The sequence below is a fragment of the Amycolatopsis sp. NPDC043887 genome (assembly GCF_056435665.1).
The window spans coordinates 22,380-40,329 of sequence record NZ_JBWKEB010000004.1 but is presented as its reverse complement, the minus strand read 5'-3'; the positions used below and the strand labels follow the sequence as shown (position 1 = coordinate 40,329).

Annotated in this window: 18 protein-coding genes; 5 read left to right on the top strand and 13 right to left on the bottom strand. The window is 68.7% G+C overall.

Going from position 1 to position 17,950, the window contains the following annotated elements; genetic code table 11:
* Positions 1-17: 17 nt before the first annotated feature.
* On the top strand, positions 18-896 hold the full coding sequence (locus tag AC069H_RS12365; RefSeq protein WP_478232303.1) for an IclR family transcriptional regulator: 879 nt from the start codon (positions 18-20) through the stop codon (positions 894-896).
* A 41-nt stretch (positions 897-937) separates the two neighbouring features.
* On the opposite strand, the gene AC069H_RS12360 is transcribed toward AC069H_RS12365, so the two are convergent.
* A complete protein-coding gene (locus tag AC069H_RS12360) occupies positions 938-1,405 on the bottom strand; it encodes a nuclear transport factor 2 family protein (RefSeq protein WP_478227557.1) in 468 nt (155 codons plus the stop codon).
* A 77-nt stretch (positions 1,406-1,482) separates the two neighbouring features.
* Between AC069H_RS12360 and cysD the strand changes: the two genes are divergently transcribed.
* Both cysD and cysC read left to right on the top strand, forming a co-directional pair.
* On the top strand, positions 1,483-2,391 hold the full coding sequence (cysD, locus tag AC069H_RS12355; RefSeq protein WP_478227556.1) for a sulfate adenylyltransferase subunit CysD: 909 nt from the start codon (positions 1,483-1,485) through the stop codon (positions 2,389-2,391).
* Positions 2,391-4,217 carry an adenylyl-sulfate kinase gene (gene cysC, locus AC069H_RS12350; protein WP_478232302.1) on the top strand — a complete coding sequence of 609 codons (1,827 nt, stop codon included), beginning with the start codon at positions 2,391-2,393 and terminating at the stop codon, positions 4,215-4,217. Before cysD ends, cysC begins: the two co-directional genes overlap by 1 nt.
* A 303-nt stretch (positions 4,218-4,520) precedes the next feature.
* Here the strand turns inward: cysC and AC069H_RS12345 are convergent, their stop codons facing one another.
* From AC069H_RS12345 to AC069H_RS12335, 3 genes are read right to left on the bottom strand one after another with little or no spacing between them, the layout of a single operon-like run.
* Positions 4,521-5,174, bottom strand: a complete 654-nt coding sequence (locus AC069H_RS12345; RefSeq protein ID WP_478227554.1) for a response regulator — start codon at positions 5,172-5,174, stop codon at positions 4,521-4,523.
* A complete protein-coding gene (locus AC069H_RS12340) occupies positions 5,171-6,400 on the bottom strand; it encodes a sensor histidine kinase (protein WP_478232301.1) in 1,230 nt (409 codons plus the stop codon). Before AC069H_RS12340 ends, AC069H_RS12345 begins: the two co-directional genes overlap by 4 nt.
* 9 nt (positions 6,401-6,409) lie before the next feature.
* Entirely contained in the window at positions 6,410-6,979 is a 570-nt protein-coding gene (locus AC069H_RS12335; RefSeq protein ID WP_478232300.1) for a TetR/AcrR family transcriptional regulator, read from the bottom strand.
* A gap of 93 nt (positions 6,980-7,072) precedes the next feature.
* On the opposite strand from AC069H_RS12335, the gene AC069H_RS12330 reads away from it, so the two are divergent.
* Both AC069H_RS12330 and AC069H_RS12325 read left to right on the top strand, forming a co-directional pair.
* Positions 7,073-8,287, top strand: a complete 1,215-nt coding sequence (locus AC069H_RS12330) for an MFS transporter (protein ID WP_478232299.1) — start codon at positions 7,073-7,075, stop codon at positions 8,285-8,287.
* Positions 8,288-8,300: 13 nt separating this feature from the next.
* Positions 8,301-10,265 (top strand): ABC1 kinase family protein, encoded by a 1,965-nt coding sequence (locus AC069H_RS12325; protein ID WP_478232298.1) that lies wholly within the window; start codon positions 8,301-8,303, stop codon positions 10,263-10,265.
* On the opposite strand, the gene lepB is transcribed toward AC069H_RS12325, so the two are convergent.
* The 9 genes from lepB to AC069H_RS12280 all read right to left on the bottom strand — a co-directional run bounded on the left by lepB (position 10,189) and on the right by AC069H_RS12280 (position 17,935).
* The gene (gene lepB, locus AC069H_RS12320; RefSeq protein ID WP_478232297.1) at positions 10,189-10,989 is read right to left on the bottom strand and encodes a signal peptidase I; all 801 of its coding nucleotides are present in this window, start codon (positions 10,987-10,989) and stop codon (positions 10,189-10,191) included. The two genes, AC069H_RS12325 and lepB, sit on opposite strands and share 77 nt — an antisense overlap.
* A 28-nt stretch (positions 10,990-11,017) precedes the next feature.
* Positions 11,018-11,347, bottom strand: coding sequence for a YnfA family protein (locus AC069H_RS12315; RefSeq protein ID WP_125687586.1), 330 nt, complete (start codon positions 11,345-11,347; stop codon positions 11,018-11,020).
* A 155-nt stretch (positions 11,348-11,502) separates the two neighbouring features.
* A complete protein-coding gene (locus AC069H_RS12310) occupies positions 11,503-11,910 on the bottom strand; it encodes a metal-sulfur cluster assembly factor (RefSeq protein WP_034311811.1) in 408 nt (135 codons plus the stop codon).
* Positions 11,907-12,356, bottom strand: a complete 450-nt coding sequence (gene sufU / locus AC069H_RS12305) for a Fe-S cluster assembly sulfur transfer protein SufU (protein WP_007029705.1) — start codon at positions 12,354-12,356, stop codon at positions 11,907-11,909. Before sufU ends, AC069H_RS12310 begins: the two co-directional genes overlap by 4 nt.
* On the bottom strand, positions 12,356-13,642 hold the full coding sequence (locus tag AC069H_RS12300) for a cysteine desulfurase (RefSeq protein WP_478227548.1): 1,287 nt from the start codon (positions 13,640-13,642) through the stop codon (positions 12,356-12,358). The genes sufU and AC069H_RS12300 overlap by 1 nt, the downstream gene beginning before the upstream one ends.
* Before the next feature lie 39 nt (positions 13,643-13,681).
* A complete protein-coding gene (gene sufC, locus AC069H_RS12295) occupies positions 13,682-14,452 on the bottom strand; it encodes a Fe-S cluster assembly ATPase SufC (RefSeq protein WP_007029703.1) in 771 nt (256 codons plus the stop codon).
* Between the two features lie 35 nt (positions 14,453-14,487).
* The gene (gene sufD / locus AC069H_RS12290) at positions 14,488-15,687 is read right to left on the bottom strand and encodes a Fe-S cluster assembly protein SufD (protein WP_478227547.1); all 1,200 of its coding nucleotides are present in this window, start codon (positions 15,685-15,687) and stop codon (positions 14,488-14,490) included.
* 2 nt (positions 15,688-15,689) lie between these two features.
* Positions 15,690-17,096 (bottom strand): Fe-S cluster assembly protein SufB, encoded by a 1,407-nt coding sequence (sufB, locus tag AC069H_RS12285; protein ID WP_435832241.1) that lies wholly within the window; start codon positions 17,094-17,096, stop codon positions 15,690-15,692.
* Positions 17,097-17,134: 38 nt separating this feature from the next.
* Positions 17,135-17,935 (bottom strand): helix-turn-helix transcriptional regulator, encoded by an 801-nt coding sequence (locus AC069H_RS12280; protein ID WP_478227546.1) that lies wholly within the window; start codon positions 17,933-17,935, stop codon positions 17,135-17,137.
* Positions 17,936-17,950: the final 15 nt, after the last annotated feature.

Sequence of the window (17,950 nt, the reverse complement as noted above, 5' to 3'; positions counted from 1 at the left end):
GTTCTAAGGATGGGTCAATGACCCGGCGCTCACCGCCCACCGAGCGAGTCGTGCGGCTGCTCGACTTCTTCGCCGCGCACCCAGGCCGTCGCTTCGGCCTGTCGGAACTCGCCCGCCGGCTGGACCTGGCCAAACCGACCTGTCTCGGCATCGTCACCGAGCTGACGGCGGGCGGTTATCTGATCCGGGACCCTCAGCCGGTCACGTACCGGCTCGGCCCGGCGATGGTCGCCGCCGGCCGCGTCGCGAGCGAAGGCTTCGGTGCGAGCGAGGTCGCGCGCCGTCATCTGGAGGAGCTGAGCAGGCGATACGGCACCACGTGCACGGCGTCGGCCGTGGTCGGCGACCGGATTCTGATGTTGCAGAGCGCCGGTCCCGGCCGGATCAAACTGGGCGAGACCTACCCGTTCGCGCCGCCGGTCGGCCTGATGTACGTGCTGTGGGATTCCGACGCGGCGTTCGACGCGTGGCTCGCCAAACCGCCGGCGGTTCCGGTGCGGCTGGACGAAGCGCACCTGCGTCGCGTCGTCGCCGAATGCCGGGAGCACGGTTACCTGGTGGAGAGCCTGACGGCCGCGGGGCGGCGGCTCTACGCGCTGATGGCGGGCGTCGGCGCGGAGGAACTCCCGCCGGAAGTGCGGGGCCTGGTGGGAGAACTCGTGTCGAGCCTAGGCGAGCGCGTCTACCTCGGCGCCGATCTGGAGCCGCGCCGCAAGCACGCGGTGAGCCTGCTCGCCGCGCCGACGTTCGACGCTTCGGGACGGCAAGAGCTCGTGCTCACGCTCTCGGTCGGCGAACCGATCACCGGCGCGGAGATCGCGCGGCGGGGCGCGGCGCTGGTCGCCACCGCCGACGCCGTCACCGCCGAATCCGGAGGCCGCCACCCCCGCGTTTAGTCCTCTGAATGCGATAGTCGCGTGTTCCGGGTTCGTGCGGGTCAGGAAGCCCACCGGTTCGCGGTGAGCTTCAGGCTCGGCACGTCGTCCATCGACATCATCGTCTCGTACAGCCGGTCGTATTGGGTCGAGGCGGTCAGCCACACGCCGTCCACCCGCCGATAGGTGTCCTCGTAGTACGCGGCGCCCTCGATCACCACCCGGTGTTCGGGCACGATCACCTTGTCCCGCATCAGCCACGTGCCCGTCGCGGTGTCGCCGTCGACGTCGATCTCCGGCTGGCCGGCGAAGTGCACCGTCGTGACGCCGGGGCCGACCGCGTTCCGGAAGAACTCGACGATCGCTTCGCGGCTTTCGAAGGTCAGTGGTTTGCCGTACGACGGCGTGCCGTAGCGCGCGTGCGCGTCGGCGGTCAGGGTCTCGGCCATCTCGTCCCACAGCTTGAGGTCGAGGCAGCGGAGGTAGCGGGCTTTCAGGCGACGGATCTCTTCGAGCGCGACCAGGTCCATGCCGACAGCGTCCCCCAGCCCTTGACCAAGCACAAGAACTTGTTCTACTTTTCTGATCTCGAACCACGGAGGTCACGATGGCGTCCCCGGCATACGAGCTCACCCACCTCGAAGCACTGGAAGCCGAAGCCGTGCACATCTTCCGCGAGGTCGCGGCGACCTTCGAACGGCCGGTGCTGCTGTTCTCCGGCGGCAAGGACTCGATGGTGATGCTCCACGTGGCGGCCAAGGCGTTCTGGCCGTCACCGCCGCCGTTCCCGGTGATGCACGTCGACACCGGGCACAACTTCGACGAGGTCGTCGAATTCCGTGACCGCACCGTCGACAGGTACGGGCTCAGGCTCGTCGTCTCCAGCGTCCAGGACGACATCGACGCCGGCCGGGTCGTCGAAGACCCGAAGGCCGGCCGCAACCGTCTTCAGACCGCCGCCCTGCTCAGGGGAATCCGCGAGCATACCTTCGACGCCGTGTTCGGCGGAGCGCGGCGCGACGAGGAGAAGGCCCGCGCGAAGGAGCGCGTGTTCAGCTTCCGTGACGAGTTCGGCCAGTGGGACCCGCGCAATCAGCGGCCGGAACTCTGGGACCTCTACAACGGCAGGCACCGCAAGGGCGAGCACATCCGCGTCTTCCCGCTGTCGAACTGGACCGAACTCGACATCTGGCAGTACGTCGAAGCCGAGAACGTCGACCTGCCGTCGATCTACTACTCACATCGGCGTCCGGTCGTCCAGCGGGACGGGATGCTGCTCGCGCACACCCGGTTCCTCACCCTGAACGAAGGCGAAAGTCCTTACGAGGCAACGGTTCGTTTCCGGACCGTCGGCGACGCGACCTGCACCGGCTGCGTCGAGTCGACGGCGACGTCGCCGGGTGAGGTGGTCGCCGAGGTCGCCGTCAGCAGGCTCACCGAACGCGGCGCCACCCGCGCCGACGACCGGATCTCCGAGGCGGGCATGGAAGACCGGAAGAAGGAAGGCTACTTCTGATGAGCGCTTCGCTGGTCCGCCTCGCGACCGCGGGCAGTGTCGACGACGGGAAATCGACCCTGATCGGCCGTCTGCTGTTCGATTCGAAGACGGTGTTCACCGACCAGCTCGAAGCCATCGAACGCACCAGCCGCGACCGCGGCGAGGCGTACCCGAACCTCGCGCTGCTGACCGACGGTCTCCGCGCGGAACGCGAACAAGGCATCACCATCGACGTCGCCCACCGCTACTTCGCCACGCCCCGGCGGAAGTTCATCATCGCCGACACGCCGGGGCACGTGCAGTACACCCGGAACATGGTCACCGGGGCGTCCACCGCGGATCTCGCGCTGATCCTGATCGACGCCCGCAAGGGCGTGCTCGAACAGTCGCGGCGGCACGCGTTCCTGGCCAGCCTGCTGGGCATCCCGCATCTGGTGCTGTGTGTCAACAAGATGGACCTGGCCGGCTGGTCTCAGCAGCGCTTCGAAGAGATCCGCGAGGAATTCCGCCGCTTCGCCATGAAACTCCAGGTGCACGATCTCACCTTCGTGCCGATGTCGGCGCTGCACGGCGACAACGTCGTGCACCGGGGCGCCAGTATGCCCTGGTACGAAGGGACTTCCCTGCTGCACCACCTGGAACAGGTGCATGTCGCCTCGGATCGCAATCTCATCGACGCGCGATTCCCCGTGCAGTACGTGATCCGGGAGCACAGCCGCGACTTCCGCGGCTACGCGGGAACAGTCGCGGGCGGGGTGTTCAAACCCGGCGACGAGGTCGCCGTGCTGCCGTCCGGCTTCACCACGACGGTGCGCGCGATCTGGGGCCCGGGCGGCACCACGGTCACCGAGGCCTTCGCCTCGCAGGCCGTCACGATCGAACTCGAAGACGACCTCGACCTCGGCCGTGGTGACCTGATCTGCCGCCCCGGAAACCGTCCCCACACCAGCAGGGACGTCGACGCGATGGTGTGCTGGTTCTCCGAACAAGGGGCGCTGAAACCCGGCTCCACCTACGTCGTGCGGCACACCACCCGGGAGACCAAGGCCGAGATCCGCGAACTGGACTACCGGCTCGACGTCACCACCCTGCACCGTGACGAGACCGCGGAGTCGTTGTCACTGAACGAAATCGGCCGGATCCGGCTGCGCGCACGGCAGCCGCTGCTGTTCGATTCCTACCGCCGCAACCGCTCCACCGGTGGCTTCCTCCTCGTCGACGAGCACTCCGGGGCGACGGTCGCGGCCGGCATGATCACCGGCCCGGGCGTGACCGCTTCGAACGTCGTCTGGCACACCGCCGCGGTCAGCAGGACGGAACGGGCGACACGCGGGCTGACCGTCTGGCTCACCGGGCTTTCCGCGTCCGGGAAGTCGAGTGTGGCCGTGGAACTGGAGCGGCGGCTGGTCGCGTCCGGCAGGCCCGCGTACCTGCTGGACGGCGACAACCTCCGGCACGGGTTGAACGGGAACCTCGGCTTCAGCCCCGCCGATCGCGCCGAGAACGTCCGTCGCGTCGCCGAAGTCGCGAAGCTGTTCGCCGACGCCGGGGTGGTGTCGGTGGTCTCCCTGATCAGCCCGTACCGGGCCGACCGCGAACTGGCCCGCGCCGCGCACGAGGCGGCCGGGCTGCCGTTCCTCGAAGTCTTCGTCGACACCCCGCTCGAAGTCTGCGAAGACCGCGACCCCAAGGGGATGTACGCGAAGGCACGGGCGGGTGAGATCAGCGGGTTCACCGGGGTGGACGCTCCTTACGAGCAGCCGGAGAGCCCGGATCTGGTGCTGCGCCCGGAAAACGGGGATCCGGCCGCGATGGCCGCGCTGATCCTCGCCGCCCTGGAGTAGCGGAAGGACGCTTTCCCCGCATTACCCAGGAACAAGGCGCGTTGCGAAAGTGGCTTTCGCGACATGAGCACCGACTCCCGCCCCCTTCAGCCGCCGTTGGACGCCCGATACGGAGCGGCCGCGTAGGTGCGGACAGTGGCGGAAGTCAGCTTCTCGACCGAGCGGGCGTGTCTGATTCGGACTCTTCGGCGGCCTGAGCGACCTGCGCCGTCCCGAGCACGGCGCCCGCGGCGGCGACCGTGCCCAGCCCCCAGCAGGCAACGGCGATCGACGTTGCCTGTCCACTCCGGAACCCTGCCCCGTTCAGCCCGCCGGTGTGACGAATCCGGTGTCGTAGGCCTTGATCACCGCTTGCGTCCGGTCCCTCGCGCCGAGTTTCGCGAGCACGTTCCCCACATGCGTCTTGACCGTCTGTACGCCGAGGTACAGCTCGCCCGCGATCTCCACATTGGACAGTCCGCCCGCCATCAGCCGCAGCACCTCGCTTTCGCGTTCGGTGAGCCCGGCGCCGGCGAGACCGTCCTGCGGGCCCCGGTTCGCCTGTCGCGCGGCCAGCCGCCGGATCGCGGCCGGGAACAGCAGCGACTCCCCCGCCGCCACCGTCCGGATCGCCGCGACGATCTCCTCGGGCCGGGCCCGCTTCAGCAGGAAGCCGCTCGCACCGGCGAGCAGGGCGTCGTAGACGTAGTCGTCGTTCTCGAAGGTGGTCACCACGATCACCTTCGGCGGATTGTCCATAGTGGACATCAAATGGGTGGTCGCGCGGATCCCGTCGACCGAAGGCATCCGGACGTCCATCAGCACGACGTCGGGCCGGAACCGCGAGACCAGCCCCGGCACTTCGGCGCCGTCGGACGCTTCACCCACGACCTCGAGGTCGGGCTCGGAGGCGACGATCGCCCGCAGCCCCGCCCGGATGAGCTGTTCGTCGTCGACCAGCAGTACCCCGATGCTCATCGCCGTTTCCCCCATGGCACCGCCACCTCGACCTTCCAGAATCCGTCCGCACGGCCCGCGGTGATCGTGCCTCCGAGCACTTCCACCCGTTCCGTCATTCCCCTCAGCCCCCTGCCGCCCCCGTCGCGAGAAGGCGCCGCGGCGCCGAGCGGGTTGGACACCCGCAAGCGCAACAGCTCCGTTCCGGCGTCGACGAGGACCGTCACCGGAACCTTACCGGCGTGCCGCAGCGCGTTCGTCAGGCATTCCTGCAGGATCCGGTACGCCTCACGGGAGACGACCGGCGGCACCGAGGACGGTTCACCCCGCACCTCCGCCGCCACCTCGGCGCCCGCCAGCCGTGTCGCTTCGACCAGCGCGGGCAGCTCCGCCAGCCCCGATTGCGGGGTCCTCGACGACGCCTCGTCACGTAGCAGCCCGAGCACGTGGTCGAGGTCGTCCAGCGCGGCGCGGGCGGAGTCCTCGATGGCGGTCAGCGCCTGCTCGGTGAAATCGGGATCCGACCTCAGTGTGCGGCGTGCGGCACCGGCCTGGATGGTCACGACGCTCAGCGCGTGCCCGACCGAGTCGTGCAGTTCGCGCGCGAGCCGGTTGCGTTCGGCGAGTTGTTCGGTGCGCTTCTCCAGCTGGGCGATCCGCTCCGCGGCCGAGATCCCCAGCAGGCTCTTGGCGCAGCGGGTCAGCACCGCGCCCGCTCCCCACACGACGTAGGCCAGCGCGACGACGCCGAGCAGGAACGCCAGCGGGATCCACGCGCTCGCCCAGCCCTTCGGCACCTCGATCGGGTCCTCGGCGGACAGTGCGATCCGGCCGGTGAACGGGGCCGCGATCGTGAACCCGAACGCGACCGGGACGACCAGGCTCACCAGGCTGACGACGCAGCCGGTGCTCACGTGCAGCAGGAACATCGCGGTAGACCGCAGCCGGACGGGCCAGCTCGACGCGGGTCCGAACGTCACGCCGGGGACGGGATCGTCCAGGAGTTCCCGCACGGCCGCGCCCTCCAGCACCCGGACGGCGGGGATGAACGACGACGCGACCATCACCAGGACGACGGTGATCATCGCGACGACGATGCCGCGTTCCACCGTCACGACGAGGGGAAGCAACGACGGCACCACGATGGCCGCGAAGAGGATGTACGGCACGCTCAGCGCGCCACCGAGGATGAAGTACACCCACCGGCGGTAGGTCGCCCGTTCGACGAGCGGGCCGAAAAGTCGCATGCGCTCTTTCTAGCGTGCGCCGGCTTCGCGCGTATCCCTCACGAGTATCTCCGCGATCTCCCTCGCGAGCGTGACGCGGTGCGCGTCCCCGTCGATGCCGGTGTGCGCGACAGCGCCCTCGAGCAGGAGGAAGAGCTGTTCCGCGAGCCGCTCCGGATCGGGCGCGCCGGGGGCGTCCTCGCGGAGGAGCTCGGCGAACTTCGCCCGTACCGCCGCCTTATGCCGCCGGATCACGTCGAGTCCGGGATGCCCAGCGGGCAGTTCGGCGGCCGCGTTCAGGAACGCGCAACCCCGGTCGCTCCCGAGCCGGGGGTGATCGATGTAGGCGTCGAAGACCACGAGCGCCCGAGGACGATCGGCTTCGGCCAGCCGCTCTTCGAGGTACGCCCACCAGACGTCGTGACGACGTCGCAAGTACGCGACGGTGAGCTCCGTCTTCGACCCGAAGCACGCGTACAGGGTCTTCTTCGTGACGCCGGCGGCTTCGGCCACGGCCGCGACGCCCACCGCGTTGAGGCCCTCTCGGTAGAAGAGCTCACTCGCGGAGCTCAGGACACGCTCGCCGGCTGGGGTCAGCATGGTTCCGACTATACCGATCGGTTGACGTGTACGCGAAATGCGGGAACACTCCCGAAGTATACCGATCGGTATACACAGGAAGGAGAGCAGCTGGTGTCTTCATACAAACGCGAACTGACCCTCACCGCGGCCGGGTTGTCGCTGATCGCGGTCTCCTACGGACTCGCGCGGTACGCGTACGGCCTCTTCGCGCCGACTCTCCGGACGGAATTCGACCTCGACGGCAGCGCTCTCGGTGCCATCGCGGCGGGAAGCTACGTCGCGTACTGCCTCGCCGTAGTCGCCTCGACCGCCATCACGACCCGCTGGGGAGCGCGGGCGGGTGCGCTCGCCGCCGGGACGACGGCCACCGCGGGAACCACCTTGATCGCGGCCGCGCCGAACGCTGCCGTGCTCGCGCTCGGTGTCGTCCTCGCCGGCGCCAGCACAGGCCTGGCCTCCCCTTCGCTCGCCGACGCGGTCTCACGCGTCGTCCGGGCAACCCGCCGTGACCGTGCCCAGTCCGTGGTGAACGCCGGGACCGGGCTCGGCGTGCTGATCTCCGGCCCGGTCTCCCTGCTCGCCATCGGTGACTGGCGAATGGCCTGGTGGGCCTTCGCCGCGGCCTCGGCGCTGGTGACCTTGTGGATCGCCCGGGTCGTGCCGCCGGTCAAGGAAGACCGCGCGCGGGGCCTGCCGGTGCCGCTCTTCCCACCCGCCACCGGGCGGCTGCTGCCCGCCGCCGCGACGCTCGGCCTGGCCAGCGCCGCGATCTGGACGTTCGGCCGGGACATCGCCGTGAGCGCCGGCGGGCTCGACGAGACCGCGTCGACGGTGGTGTGGATCGTCCTCGGCGCGGTCGGCCTGGCGGGCGCGTTCACCGCCGAACTGACCTCCCGGGCGGGACTGCGGCGGGCCTGGTCGGCGGGGATGATCCTGTTCGCCTCCGCCACGGCGCTCTTCGCCCTCGCCACTCGGTCGCTCCCCGCGCTCGTCATCGCGGCCGCGCTCTTCGGGGCCGTCTACATCGGACTGACCGGTGTACTGATCCTCTGGGGCACCAGGGCTTACCCGACGGCACCCGCGTTCGGTGTCGGTGTGGCCTTCCTGGCATTGGCGCTCGGCCAGGCCGCCGGGGCACCACTCATCGGTCTCCTCGGCGATCTCCTCGACCTCCGTACGGGCTTTCTCGTGGCGGCGGCGATCGCCGTTCTCGGTGTCCTGTTCGCGCCCCGGGAGGCGACCACGACGTACAACTTCGGGGCCCGCTCCCTCTCAAGGGTGAGTACCGTCCCGCCGGAGCGGGAATCCCCCGCGGACTGCGCGTGATGTGCTCTTCGGCATGAACCTGCTGCTCGGCCTGCTCACCCTGCCCGTCTACGCGCTGATGCTGTGGCCGCTCGTGGTCGCCGCCCGCCGCGTGCTGGGTGTGCGGATCGGCGTGATCCGCGCGTTCTGCGCCGCCGGTTTCGGCTGGCTGGTCGCGGGCGGCATCCTCAGCGCGTTCCCCTCGCCGATGTACATGGGCGGGGCCTTCGCCGGGCTGGTCATCCCGGTGCTGGGCGGCGCGTTCCTCGCGACGCTGATCTTCCTGTTCGTCGCGGAACTCGCGCTGCCGTCGGGCTCCGGGCTGGGGCTCATCGGCAGGATCCGGTCACTTCGCCGCCGCGCGGCGCGGACGCGGCGCTACTCGCAGATCACCCGGATCGCGATCAAGCACGGCCTCGGCCGGTACCTCACCGGCCGTCGCGAACCCGGCCTCGCCCAGGTCCGGCACGCCAAACTGGCGCGATCGCTGCGGCGTGCGCTGGAGGAGGGCGGCGTGACGTTCGTGAAACTCGGCCAACTGCTCTCGACGCGGTCCGATCTGCTGCCGCCGGTGTTCGTCGACGAGCTCAGCAAACTCCAGGATCAGGTCGCCTTCGCCGACGCCGACGAGGTCGCGACAGTGCTGCGGGAGGAACTGGGCGGAAACCCGGACGAGATCTTCGCCGAGTTCGACCCGGAACCGATCGCGGCCGCGTCGATCGCGCAGGTCTACCGGGCGAAGCTGCGCGACGGACAGGAAGTGGTCGTCAAGGTGCAGCGGCCCGGTGTGCAGGCGCTGGTCGACCGGGACCTCGACATCGTCCGCCGGGTGGCGGCCGCGCTGGACCTGCGCGCGGGCTGGGCCCGTTCGCTCGGCGTCGTCGACCTCGCCGAGGGATTCGCCGACGCGCTGGTCGAAGAGCTCGATTTCCGCACCGAAGCCAGGAACATCGAAGCGGTCGCCGCCGCGTACCCCGGCACCGAGGTCGCGCTGCCGACCGTCCACAAAGAACTGTCCACCGAACGGGTCCTGGTGATGCGGCGCCTCGAAGGCAAGCCGCTCGCCGCCGCGCGGGAGCAGGTCCCGGCCGCGGAACGGGCCGACCTCGCGCGGTCGATGCTGCGGTGCGTGCTCGGCCAGGTGATGGGCAGCGGTGTCTTCCACGCCGACCCGCATCCCGGCAACGTCCTGCTGCTCACCGACGGCAGGCTCGGCCTGCTCGACTTCGGCTCCGTCGGACGGCTCGACTCGGGCCTGCGCGGCGGGCTGCAGAACCTCATCCTCGCGCTCGACCGCGGCGACCCGGCCGCGCTGCGCGACGGTCTGCTGGAGATCGTCGACCGGCCGGACGAGATCGAGGAACGACGCCTGGAGCGGGCACTGGGTTCCTTGGTGGCCAAGCATTTCAACCACGGACAGGCGCCGGATCTGGACATGTTCACCGACCTGTTCCGGGTGATCGCCGACTTCCGGCTCAGCGTGCCCCCGCCGATCGCCGCGGTGTTCCGCGCGCTGGCCACCCTGGAGGGAACGCTGGCCGCGCTGGCACCGGGGTTCAACATCGTCGTCGAATCCCGCGCCTACGCCGCCGAGCAAGTAGGTGCCGGATTGCGACCGGAATCGCTGCGGGCCACGGCCACCAACGAACTGATGGCGCTCCTGCCGGTGCTGCGGCGGCTGCCGCGCCGCGTCGACCGGATCGGCAACGCGCTGGAACAGGGCAGGCTTTCGGTCAACGTCCGGCTGTTCTCCGACGAACGCGACCGCGACGTGGTCACCGGACTGGTGCACGAGATCCTGCTGGCGTTCGTCGGCGTGGCCACCGGGCTGATGGCCGTACTGCTGCTGGGCAGCGCGACCGGCCCGGAGGTCCTGGACGGGGTCACGCTGCACCAGATGTTCGGCTATAACCTGCTGGTGGTCAGTGCACTGGTGGGATTGCGGCTGCTCTTCGTCGTTTTCCGGCGGAGCGGACAACGATCACGATCGCCCCGATGACACCGAGGACGACGAGCCCGGCGCCCGCGAACGCGAGGTTCCGCGAGGTACGGAATCCGGTGTCGGACACGGGATCCCCGGGAAGTCCCGCTTCGACGAAAGCCGTGGTCTGCGGAAAAGGCTCGGCGCCCAGGGTGCTCCCCATACCGACGAGGACTCCGTACACCTTGGACAGGGGGACGGCACCGTCGCCCGGCATGCCGGCGTAGATCCGCGAGTCCCGGGAGTTGTTCCGTTGATCCCCCGCGACGAACACCGCGTCCGGCGGAACCTGGACGCTGAAGGGCATGTACTCCTTGCGGCCGTACCCGTTGTCGTCGTCGGTGTACGGCTCTTTGACCGGCTTCCCGTTGACGGTGATCAGATTGTCGGGCGTGCAACAGACGACCTGATCACCACCGACACCGATCACCCGTTTGATAATCCGGCCGTCGCCGGGGGCCGCGTCCGGAAACGCGGCGAGATCCATGAGGACGACCGAGCCGCGAGGGATCTCGGGGAGATCGGTCCAGCGGTACAGCACGACCGCTCCCGGCTGGATCGTGGGCGTCATCCCGCCGCTGGGGACGCTCGCCATGCGGTAGCTCAGCAGGGTCCAGAACCCGTATCCGCCGGTGCCCACGCCGACGATCGCCACCAGGATCATCACGAGCAGGAGCGGGGAGAATCTTCGCTTCGGCCCGGGTCTTTCGGCGGGCGGAGCGGGAAAGTCCGTTTCGATCACAGCGCAGAATAGCGCCGATGGCTCTCGTTCAACCCCGGGGCGCGTACATGATGACCCCGACCCCGGCGAGGCAGATCAAAGCGCCGATGACGTCATAGCGGTCCGGCCGGTAGCCGTCGGCGACCATCCCCCACGCCAGTGAACCCGCGACGAACACTCCCCCGTACGCGGCGAGGATGCGGCCGAAGTTCGCGTCGGGCTGCAATGTCGCGACGAAGCCGTAGAGGCCGAGTGCCACGACGCCCGCGCCGATCCAGAGGTAGCCGCGGTGTTCCCGGACGCCTTGCCAGATCAGCCAGGCGCCGCCGATCTCCAGCAGCGCGGCGAGCGCGAACAGCGCGATGGACCGGACGATCATTCCGGCAGCTTATTGCGACGCGCGCGCCGTCGCCGAGCCGTATAGATCGTTATACGAAAGGGTGACTATATGGCGTTGACCTTGGCAGAGAAGCGCGTGAAGGCCCCCTTCCCTCGGGTGACCCGAGGGAAGGGGGCCTTCACGCGCAAAAGAGGTCAGACGGTGAAGCCGAGCGCCCGCAGCTGTTCGCGGCCGTCGTCGGTGATCTTCTCCGGGCCCCACGGCGGCATCCAGACCCAGTTGATCCGGAAGTCCTTGACCAGCCCGGTTCCCCCGCCGACGAGCGCGGCACCGGTCTGGTCCTCGATGACGTCGGTCAGCGGGCAGGCCGCGGACGTCAGGGTCATGTCGATGGTGGCGGTGTTGTCCGCCTCGACCCGGATGTCGTAGACCAGCCCGAGGTCGACGACGTTGATGCCGAGTTCGGGGTCGACGACGTCGCGCATCGCCTCTTCGACGTCCTCGACCTTCGCCACGTCGGCGGCGTCCGGGGCGGCGGCGGTCTCGGCGTCGAGGTCGGCGGCCGTGCGCCCCTCGCGGGTTTCGGTCTGCTGTTCGGTCATGCCGTCTCAACTCCGTTGGTCGTGCGGGCGACGGCGTCCTTGAACGCCATCCACCCGAGCAGGGCGCATTTCACGCGGGCCGGGTACTTGGCCACGCCGGCGAAGGCGATGCCGTCCTCCAGCACGTCCTCGTCGGGTTCGATCTGCCCTTTGCCCTGCATCAGCTCGACGAAGGCGTCCATGGTGGTGAACGCCTCCTCCACGGTGTGCCCGACGACGAGATCCGTCAAGACCGACGTGGAAGCCTGGCTGATCGAACAGCCCTGTCCCTCGTAGGAGACGTCGGCGACTTTCCCGTCGTCGACCTTCACCCGCAGCGTCACCTCGTCGCCGCAGGTCGGGTTGACCTGGAACGACTCGGCGTCGAACGGCTCGCGCAGGCCACGGCCGTGCGGGTTCTTGTAGTGATCCAGGATGATCTCCTGGTACATGCTTTCGAGGTTCATCACGCCACCCCGAAGAACTTCCGCGCCTCACGCACACCGTTCACCAAAGCGTCCACTTCGGACAGTGTGTTGTAGACGTAGAACGAAGCGCGCACGGTCGCGGGCACCGAGCAGGCCCGGTGCAGCGGCCACGCGCAGTGGTGCCCGACGCGGACGGCGACACCGAGACTGTCCAGCACCTGACCGGAGTCGTGCGGGTGGACGCCGTCGATGACGAACGACACCAGTCCGCCGCGGTCGGTCATGTCGGTGGGGCCGATGATCCGCACGCCAGGGATCTCGCCGAGCCCGGCGAGCGCCGCCTCGGTGAGGAGGTGTTCGTGCGCGGCGACCCGGTCCATGCCGATCGCAGACAGGTAGTCGGCGGCCGCGCCGAGGCCGACGGCCTGCGACGTCATCGGGGTGCCCGCCTCGAACCGCTGCGGCGGCGCGGCGAAGGTGGTCTGCTCCATGCGGACCAGCTCGATCATCGAGCCGCCGGTCAGGAACGGCGGCATCGCTTCGAGCAGCTCACGGCGTCCATAGAGGACGCCGATGCCGTAGGGGCCGACCATCTTGTGCCCGGCGAAAGCGGCGAAGTCGACGTCCAGCGCGTGCAGGTCCACCGGGAAGTGCGGCACCGACTGGCAGGCGTCCAGCACGACCAGCGCGCCGACCTTGCGGGCCTTCTTCACCAGGAAGTCGACCGGGTTGATCGTGCCGAGCACGTTGGACTGGTGCGTGAACGCGAGCACCTTGGTCCGCTCGGTGATCAGTTCGTCCACATTGGACAGATCGAGCCTGCCGTCCGCCGTGACGGAGAACCACTTCAGCGTCGCGCCGGTGCGCTGGCTGAGCTGCTGCCACGGAACCAGGTTCGCGTGGTGCTCCATCTCGGTGATGACGATCTCGTCGCCGGGACCGATCTTGAACCGCTCGGCCCCGGGACCGGCCGTGGCGGCGTTGCTCATCGCGTAGGCGACGAGGTTGATGCCCTCGGTGGCGTTCTTGGTGAACACCAGCTCGTGCGGGGAGGCGCCGACGAACTCCGCGATCCGCACGCGGGCGGATTCGTAGGCGTCGGTCGCCTCCTCGGCGAGCTGGTGCGCGCCGCGGTGCACCGCGGCGTTCGAGGTCTCCAGGAACCGGCGCTCGGCTTCGAGCACCTGCGCCGGTTTCTGGGACGTCGCACCGGAATCCAGATACACCAAGGGTTTCCCGTCCCGCACCGTGCGGGTCAGGATCGGGAAGTCGGCCCTGATGGCCGCTACGTCCAGCGGTACAGAGTTAGCCGTGGTGGTGGTCATCGGGCCAACTCCTCTCGGTGTAGTCGTGAAGTTCAGTGATCAGACGGCGGCGGTCTCGGCGGAGCCGGTGTACTTGACGTACCCGTTCTCCTCCAGCTCGTCCGCGAGTTCACGGCCGCCGGACTCGACGATCTTGCCGCCGGCGAAGACGTGCACGAAGTCGGGCGTGATGTGCCGCAGGATCCGCGTGTAGTGCGTGATCAGCATGACGCCGGCGTCGTTGTTGGCCTTGAACTCGTTGACGCCCTCGGACACGACGCGCAGCGCGTCGACGTCGAGGCCGGAGTCGGTCTCGTCGAGGATGGCGATCTTCGGCTTGAGCAGCGCCAGCTGCAGGATCTCGTGGCGCTTCTTCTCGCCGCCGGAGAAGCCCTCGTTCACCGAACGCTCGGCGAACTCGGACGAGATCTCCAGCTTGCCCATCTCCTCCTTGACCTCCTTGACCCAGTGGCGCAGCTTGGGGGCCTCGCCACGGACCGCGGTGGCCGCGGTGCGGAGGAAGTTGGACATGGACACGCCCGGAACCTCGACCGGGTACTGCATGGCGAGGAACAGGCCCGCGCGGGCGCGCTCGTCGACGCTCATCTCCAGCACGTCCTCACCGTCGAGCAGGACCTGCCCGGAGGTGACTTCGTACTTGGGGTGACCGGCGATGGCGTAGGACAGCGTGGACTTGCCCGAACCGTTGGGGCCCATGATCGCGTGGGTCTCGCCCGACTTGATGGTCAGGTTGACGCCCTTGAGGATCTCCTTGGGGCCCTCCTCGGTCGTGACCGAGGCGTGCAGATCCTTGATTTCCAGCGTAGGCATTTCTTTCCTAAAGTCTGATGTGGACGGACGAGGGCTTAGACGCCCACGGCTTCGAGCTCGGCTTCGATCGCGGCCTCGAGACGCTCGCGCACCTCGGGAACGCCGATCTTGACCAGGATCTCGTGGAAGAACCCGCGTACGACCAGGCGACGCGCGGCGTCTTCGCCGATTCCGCGCGACTGGAGGTAGAACAACTGCTCGTCGTCGAACCTTCCCGTCGCGCTCGCGTGGCCCGCGCCTTCGATCTCGCCGGTCTCGATCTCCAGGTTCGGGATCGAGTCCGCCCGCGCGCCCGGCGTCAGCACCAGGTTGCGGTTGAGCTCGTAGGTGTCGGTGGCCTCGGCGGCCGCCCGGATCAGCACGTCGCCGACCCACACGGTGTGCGCGTCGTCGCCCTGCAGCGCGCCCTTGTACATCACCCGCGACTTGCAGTTCGGCACCGCGTGGTCGACGAAGAGCCGGTGCTCCTGGTGCTGGCCCGAGTCGGCGAAGTACAGGCCGAGCATCTCGACGTCGCCGCCCTTGTCGGCGAACGTCGCCGTCGGCGAGACGCGGACGAGGTCACCGCCCAGGGTGATGACGATGTGCTTGAGCGTGGCGTCGCGGCCGAGCTTGAGGTGCTGCTCGGAGACGTGCACCGCGTCGTCGGCCCAGTCCTGGACGCTGACCACGGTCACGTTCGCCGAATCGCCGATGACGAACTCGACGTTGTCGGCGTAGGTGCCGGAACCGACGTGGTCGAGGACGATGACCGCTTCGGAGAACTGCTCGGCGCGGACCTGCACGTGCCCGTAGGCGACCTTGCCCTCGCCGGGGCCGGTGATCTTCACCGTCGACGGCTTCGACGTCTTCGTCTCCTTGGGCACCGTGATGACGGTGGCCTCGGTGAACGAGGAGTACGCCTGCGCGGCGATCCGGTCGCTCGGGACACCCGCGGCGCCGAGGCGCTCGTCGTCCCGGCCGACCGTCTCGATCTTCAGTTCGGGCGCGGCGTCGGCGTCCACTGCGGCCGAACCCGAAGCGGCGGCGGACCCGTCGTGCAGGCCACGCAGCCGCTTCATCGGAGTGAAACGCCAGTTCTCCTCACGACCGCCAGGGACCTCGAAGGCCTCGACGTCGTAGGAGGTGAAGCGCTCCGCGCGGGACGTGGCCGGCACAACTGTGCCTCCAGAGCCGGCGGGCTCGCCAACGCCCTCGCGCATCGCTTCGGAAACGTTGTTCTCGGTAACCGACATGACTAGCCGACGGACCCTTCCATCTGAAGCTCGATCAGGCGGTTCAGCTCGAGCGCGTACTCCATCGGCAGCTCACGCGCGATGGGCTCGACGAACCCGCGCACGATCATCGCCATGGCCTCGGCCTCGTCGAGACCGCGCGACATGAGGTAGAACATCTGGTCTTCGCTGACCTTCGAGACGGTCGCCTCGTGGCCCATGGAGACCTCGTCGTTGCGGATGTCGACGTACGGGTACGTGTCCGACCGCGAGATCGTGTCGACCAGCAGCGCGTCACAGACCACGCTGGACCGCGAGTGGTGCGCCCGCTTCGCGACCTTGACCAGGCCGCGGTACGAAGTGCGGCCACCGCCGCGCGCCACCGACTTCGACACGATGGTCGAGGAGGTGTGCGGCGCCAGGTGCTCCATCTTCGCGCCGGCGTCCTGGTGCTGGCCCTCGCCCGCGAACGCGACCGAGAGGACCTCGCCCTTGGCGTGCTCGCCCATGAGGAACACGGACGGGTACTTCATCGTGACCTTGGAACCGATGTTGCCGTCGATCCACTCCATGGTCGCGCCCTCTTCGCACTTGGCGCGCTTGGTGACCAGGTTGTAGACGTTGTTCGACCAGTTCTGGATGGTCGTGTAACGGCAGCGGGCGCCCTTCTTCACGATGATCTCCACGACCGCCGAGTGCAGCGAGTCGGACTGGTAGATCGGCGCGGTGCAACCCTCGACGTAGTGCACGTAGGCGTCTTCGTCGACGATGATCAGGGTCCGCTCGAACTGACCCATGTTCTCGGTGTTGATGCGGAAGTACGCCTGCAGCGGGATGTCCACCTTGACGCCCTTGGGGACGTAGATGAACGAGCCGCCGGACCACACCGCGGTGTTCAGCGCGGAGAACTTGTTGTCCCCTGCCGGGATCACGGAGCCGAAGTACTCCTTGAAGATCTCCGGGTGCTCCTTGAGCGCGGTGTCGGTGTCCAGGAACAGGACGCCCTGCGCCTCCAGGTCTTCGCGGATCTGGTGGTAGACGACCTCGGACTCGTACTGCGCCGCGACACCGGCGACGAGGCGCTGCTTCTCCGCCTCGGGGATGCCCAGCTTGTCGTACGTGTTCTTGATGTCCTCGGGCAGGTCTTCCCAGGAAGTGGCCTGCTTCTCCGTGGACCGCACGAAGTACTTGATGTTGTCGAAGTCGATCCCGGAGAGGTCCGCACCCCAGTTGGGCATCGGCTTCAAGTCGAAGAGCTTGAGCGCCTTGAGTCGCGCTTCGCGCATCCACTCCGGCTCGGACTTCTTCGAGGAGATGTCGGTGACGACGTCCTCGTTCAGTCCGCGACGGGCCGTTGAGCCCGCCTCGTCGGAGTCCGCCCAGCCGAACGCGTACTTGCCAAGGGACTCGATGGTCTCTTCCTGGCTCATGGGCGCGGTGGTGGGAGTGCGCTGCTCGGCAGCGGCAGTCATGCGGGTTTCCCTCCATTCGGGATCCGTGCTGTGCGCCCCGGGGAGGGCGCCGTGCTTCCCGGCCCGGGTGTGGCCGGGTGACCCGCCGAGACGACGGGTACGTGTGTGGTGCACGCGTTGTCACCGCGTGCGATGGTCGCGAGCCGCTGGACGTGAGTACCCAGAAGTTCCGCGAAAGCCTCTGTCTCGGCTTCGCACAACTGAGGGAACTCGGCGGCGACGTGGGCGACCGGGCAATGGTGCTGGCAGAGCTGTTCGCCGACACCGACCTGACGGGTCGACGCAGCGTAGCCCTCCCTGGTCAGCGCCGCAGCGAGGGCCTCGGCGCGCGAGGCGGGGTCCGTGTGCTTGGTGATCGCGTCCTGATGCGGGCCGACCAGCGAAGCGACCCGAGCCTCCGCGAAGGCCTTCACGGCGTCTTCGCCTGCGTGCTCGGCGAGGAAGCGGATGGCCGAGGACGCGAGGTCGTCGTAGGCGTGCCCGAACCGGGCGCGGCCGGCTTCGGTGAGCAGGAAGTTCTTGGCCGGACGGCCTCGTCCGCGGGGGCCGCGGCGGGGCGCGTCCCGGGTTTCGGCCTCGCCGTCGGCGAGCAGCGCGTCGAGATGACGGCGGACGGCGGCGGCGCTGATCCCCAGCTGCTCGGCCACCACGACGGCGGTCATCGGTCCCTGTTCCAGCAGCAGGCGGGCCACTTCGTGCCTGGTCCGGCCCTCGGGGCCGACCTGCGCGGGGACAGGCTGAACCTCGGCGCGGGGCATGTCGCCACCGGCCTCGTCCTGCGTCCCCGTCTTTTTCACAACACAAGTGTGACG

What these genes read in the sequence shown, in the direction of transcription:
- cysC (WP_478232302.1), top strand. Translation starts at nt 2,391, where the DNA reads ATGAGCGCTTCGCTGGTCCGCCTCGCGACCGCGGGCAGTGTCGACGAC.
- sufD (WP_478227547.1), bottom strand. Translation starts at nt 15,687, where the DNA reads ATGTCGGTTACCGAGAACAACGTTTCCGAAGCGATGCGCGAGGGCGTT.
- AC069H_RS12345 (WP_478227554.1), bottom strand. Translation starts at nt 5,174, where the DNA reads ATGAGCATCGGGGTACTGCTGGTCGACGACGAACAGCTCATCCGGGCG.
- AC069H_RS12365 (WP_478232303.1), top strand. Translation starts at nt 18, where the DNA reads ATGACCCGGCGCTCACCGCCCACCGAGCGAGTCGTGCGGCTGCTCGAC.
- sufC (WP_007029703.1), bottom strand. Translation starts at nt 14,452, where the DNA reads ATGCCTACGCTGGAAATCAAGGATCTGCACGCCTCGGTCACGACCGAG.
- AC069H_RS12315 (WP_125687586.1), bottom strand. Translation starts at nt 11,347, where the DNA reads ATGATCGTCCGGTCCATCGCGCTGTTCGCGCTCGCCGCGCTGCTGGAG.
- cysD (WP_478227556.1), top strand. Translation starts at nt 1,483, where the DNA reads ATGGCGTCCCCGGCATACGAGCTCACCCACCTCGAAGCACTGGAAGCC.
- sufU (WP_007029705.1), bottom strand. Translation starts at nt 12,356, where the DNA reads ATGAACCTCGAAAGCATGTACCAGGAGATCATCCTGGATCACTACAAG.
- AC069H_RS12335 (WP_478232300.1), bottom strand. Translation starts at nt 6,979, where the DNA reads ATGCTGACCCCAGCCGGCGAGCGTGTCCTGAGCTCCGCGAGTGAGCTC.
- AC069H_RS12340 (WP_478232301.1), bottom strand. Translation starts at nt 6,400, where the DNA reads ATGCGACTTTTCGGCCCGCTCGTCGAACGGGCGACCTACCGCCGGTGG.
- AC069H_RS12360 (WP_478227557.1), bottom strand. Translation starts at nt 1,405, where the DNA reads ATGGACCTGGTCGCGCTCGAAGAGATCCGTCGCCTGAAAGCCCGCTAC.
- sufB (WP_435832241.1), bottom strand. Translation starts at nt 17,096, where the DNA reads ATGAGCCAGGAAGAGACCATCGAGTCCCTTGGCAAGTACGCGTTCGGC.
- AC069H_RS12325 (WP_478232298.1), top strand. Translation starts at nt 8,301, where the DNA reads ATGAACCTGCTGCTCGGCCTGCTCACCCTGCCCGTCTACGCGCTGATG.
- AC069H_RS12310 (WP_034311811.1), bottom strand. Translation starts at nt 11,910, where the DNA reads ATGACCGAACAGCAGACCGAAACCCGCGAGGGGCGCACGGCCGCCGAC.
- AC069H_RS12300 (WP_478227548.1), bottom strand. Translation starts at nt 13,642, where the DNA reads ATGACCACCACCACGGCTAACTCTGTACCGCTGGACGTAGCGGCCATC.